General features: G+C 64.5%; 3 protein-coding genes. 1 reads left to right on the top strand and 2 read right to left on the bottom strand.

The genetic code is table 11. The annotated features are described in order from the left end of the window. Positions 1 to 153 precede the first annotated feature (153 nt). Positions 154 to 903 carry a YoaK family protein gene (locus tag GOOTI_RS14470; protein ID WP_007239349.1) on the top strand — a complete coding sequence of 250 codons (750 nt, stop codon included), beginning with the start codon at positions 154 to 156 and terminating at the stop codon, positions 901 to 903. A 26-nt stretch (positions 904 to 929) separates the two neighbouring features. On the opposite strand, the gene GOOTI_RS14465 is transcribed toward GOOTI_RS14470, so the two are convergent. Then, positions 930 to 2,141 carry a fatty acid desaturase family protein gene (locus GOOTI_RS14465; RefSeq protein WP_007239348.1) on the bottom strand — a complete coding sequence of 404 codons (1,212 nt, stop codon included), beginning with the start codon at positions 2,139 to 2,141 and terminating at the stop codon, positions 930 to 932. A gap of 111 nt (positions 2,142 to 2,252) precedes the next feature. Continuing rightward, a complete protein-coding gene (locus tag GOOTI_RS14460) occupies positions 2,253 to 3,584 on the bottom strand; it encodes a fatty acid desaturase family protein (protein WP_007239347.1) in 1,332 nt (443 codons plus the stop codon). Between the last annotated feature and the right edge of the window lie 254 nt (positions 3,585 to 3,838).

Genomic DNA, 3,838 nt, shown 5'->3' with positions numbered 1-3,838 from the left:
TTCGCCATCACCGAACGCGACCATCCGATACAGGGCGTCGTCGCGCACAGCCGTTTGCGCGCGGCTGCCACGTAGGAGTCGCCCGAAAGTACTCGCCCGACCGGTACGCGACCGGCGGGTACACGAGCGGCAGGCACGAGGTAGGAGACGAGCATGACGACCACCATGAACATCCACGTCAGGGAAGCATGGGAAACGATCGCACCGCCTGCGGACGGCAAGCACGGACCGCTGCCCGCACTGCTGCTTGCGATGACATTCGTGACAGGCGTCGTCGACGCCTTCAGCTATCTCGCGCTGGGTCGCGTGTTCGTGGCGAATATGACCGGAAACGTCGTGTTCCTGGCTTTCGGTCTGGCGGGCGCGGCCGGTTTCGCGGCGTGGGCGTCGATCACCTCGCTCCTGACCTTCGCCTGCGGCGCTGCGATCGGCGGCCGAATACTACGCATCCACAACACCCATCGGGGCAAGCAACTGCGCACGGCACTCGTCGGGCAGTGCGCACTGATGGTGGCCGCCGCCGTCGTCGCGTGGACGTGTCCGCATCCCTACGATCGCGCGGCATCCGCCGCCCTGATCGCGCTGGTCTCGGCAGCGATGGGCTTACAGAACGCGGTGGCTCGGGGGCTGGCCGTGCCCGACCTGACGACGACAGTGCTCACGTTGACGATCACTGGTGTCTTCGGCGACAGCCGCGCCGGCACGGGCAGCGGGAGCAAGGCGGGACGTCGAGGACTCTCTATCGCGGCGATGTTTCTCGGCGCGGTGGTGGGAGGTGTCCTCGTCATTCACGATCTCGCGCCGTGGGCGGTGACGATCGCCGCGGCCTGCATCGCGGGCCTTGCACTGGCGTCACGCCCGCTCGCCCGCGCGACCAGCGCGTGGACGGCAACCGGACGCTGAGCAAGAGGACTGGACTGGACGAGGAACTAGCGTCGGCTTCGACGACGCAACCGCCGCCGTCGACGCACCTCACCCAGCGCGGTCTTGAGACCCATCGCCTGATCGAGGCCCGTGAACCGACGCTCGGACGCCGTCTCGGGCGCGTCGTCGGCCGTATCGCGAAGGAAACGATCGGGCAGCGCGAGCTTGTTGATCGTGCGGAGCGTTTTCAGGTACTGCACCCACAGCGATCCGGTGGTGTACGGGAGGTCGTACTTGTCGCAGAGTTCGCGCACGCGCACCGAGGTGTCGGCGAGGCGATTGCTCGGCAGATCCGGATAGAGGTGATGCTCGATCTGATAGCAGAGATTGCCCGACATGAACGCCATCGCCGGGCCGGCGTTGAAGTTCGCGGAGCCGAGCATCTGCCGCAGGTACCACTGGCCAGGCGTCTCGTCGTCGAGGGTGTCGACCGTGAATTTCTCTGCGCCATCGGGGAAATGGCCGCAGAAGATCACGACGTAGGCCCAGAGGTTACGGATCACGTTCGCAGTGGCGTTGGCAGTGAGCGTGTGCACGAAGTTGGGACCGGTCAACGCAGGGAACAGCACGTAGTCCTTGCCCACTTGCTTGCCGATCTTGCGCAGAAATTCCTTGATCTGCGGTATCGCCACTTCCTTCGGCTTCTCGCCCGAGATGACCTCCTTGAGTGCGAGATCGTGCAAGCCGATCCCCCACTCGAAGGTGGCCGCCAGGAACACATTGGCCAGCGGTTGGAAAGCACGACGCGGCTCCCACGGCTCGTCGCGGGTGACACGCAGGATCTTGTAGCCGACGTCGTGATCCATGCCGACGACGTTGGTGTACTTGTGATGGATGTAGTTGTGCGAGTGCTTCCAGTGGGGAGACGCGCACACCATGTCCCATTCCCAGGTGGTGGAATGCACCTCGGGATCGTTCATCCAATCCCACTGGCCGTGCATCACGTTGTGGCCGAGTTCCATGTTCTCGATGATCTTGGCCAACGCCAGCGAACCGGTTCCGAGCAACCACAGCGACCGCCGATGCGAGCCGAACAGAGCGAGTCGGCCCGCCACCTCGAGCGCCCGTTGCGCGAGGATCGTGCGACGCAGATAGCGGACGTCTCGTTCGCCACGCTCAGCCTCGATCTCGCGTCGAAGAGCATCGAGTTCAGCGCCCAGGGCATCGACATCCGCGTCGGTGAGATGTGCGTATTCGTTGATGTCGGTGATAGCCATTGCACTCCATTATGTCGCACTCACCTGATGCGCGACAGTCACGCTACCGACGAGTATCCGCCGGTAGCGTGACGAGTCGCGCCCACACGTCATGCGCAGGCAGGTTCACGATCAGGCAGCGCGCGATGTCGCTGTCGCACTGGGAGAAGGCGCGGTGCTGCCACGACGCCGGCGATCGCGCAGGGACCGGATGGCGGTGCGCAGCCCGCGCCGACGACCACTGACCGGATCGAGCACCGCGTGCAGACGCGCACCCTCAGGCAGATCGGACTTGAAACGACGCTCCGACGCGGTCTCCGGGGCGTCATCGGCGGTTGCCTTGAGGTACTTGTCCGGCAAGGAGAGCTTGGCGATGGTCCGCCACGACTTGGCGTACTGCAGCGGGAACGAACCCGTCGTGTACGGCAGATCGTATTTGTCGCACAGCGCCTGCACACGCACCGCGATCTCGGCGAGCCGATTACTCGGGAGGTCGGGATAGATGTGGTGCTCGATCTGGTAGGAGAGATTTCCGCTCATGAACGCGAGCAGGAAACCACACCGGAAGTTGGCCGATCCCAGCATCTGCCGCAGATACCACTCGGCCTGCGTCTCACTGTCGACGTCCTGCTTGGTGAACTTCTCTGCGCCGTCCGGGAAATGGCCGCAGAAGATCACCGCATTGCTCCACACGTTGCGGATCACGTTGGCCAGTGCGTTCGCCGTGGCCGCCTTGCCGAACGCCCGCCCGACCGAACCGACGTCGCCCTTGGTCAGCGCGGCGGCTCCGGCTGCCGCGAGCCCCGGGTAGATCACGTAGTCCTTGGTCACCTGGCGGCCGATCTTCTTGCCGACGTCGGCGAGATCGCGCCGGAACTCCTCCTTCGCCTCCGGCGTCCGACGCTTCTTGCCCAGCTCGAGATGTTGTGCGGCAACACCCCACTGGAAGAACACCGCGAGCAGTGTGTTGTAGGCCAGGTTGCCGTAGTTGAACGGACGCCACCGCTGATCTCGCGTGACGCGGAGCAGTCCGTAGCCCACGTCGTCGTCCATACCGAGCACATTGGTGTACTTGTGATGGATGTAGTTGTGGGTGTGCTTCCAGTGCGCCGACGGACCGGTGTTGTCCCATTCCCACGTCGTGGAATGCACTTCCGGATCGTTCATCCAGTCCCACTGCCCATGCATGACGTTGTGACCGAGTTCCATGTTCTCGACGATCTTCGCAACGCCGAGGGCAGCTGCCCCCGCCCACCAGCACGACCGCCGGGTCGAGCCGAAGATGAGCCCGCGGCCGACCAGTTCGAGACCGCGCTGGAAACGGATGGTGTTGCGCAGATATCGCGCGTCCCGTTCACCGCGATCGGCCTCGATGTCGGCGCGGATCTTGTCGAGCTCGCGGCCGAGTTCTTCGATATCGGCCTTGCTCAGGTGCGCGTACTCCGGAATGTCGGTGATGGCCATGGCGTCCTCACTAGTCGCGGATGGTCGGCTCGACGGGACCGTCGGCAGGCGGCGCCTACGCCTACGTTCCCGTAACTTACGCCATCGTAGGTTAGTGGAATGGAAGTGTCCAGCGATGCGGCGATCCGACTCGACGGGGTTGCTGGAGGACGGGGTTGCTGGTTGCTGGGAGACGGGGTTGTTGGAACGACCGTTCACCGTGTCGCGGTCGCACCGACGACCGGGCCCAGGCCGACGTCAAAGCGCGTGGCAGC

This window comes from Gordonia otitidis NBRC 100426 (genome assembly GCF_000248075.1).
In the GTDB taxonomy this organism is placed as follows: Bacteria; Actinomycetota; Actinomycetes; order Mycobacteriales; family Mycobacteriaceae; genus Gordonia; species Gordonia otitidis.
Note: the sequence above shows the minus strand (reverse complement) of the source record. Positions and strands in the feature narration are given on the sequence as shown.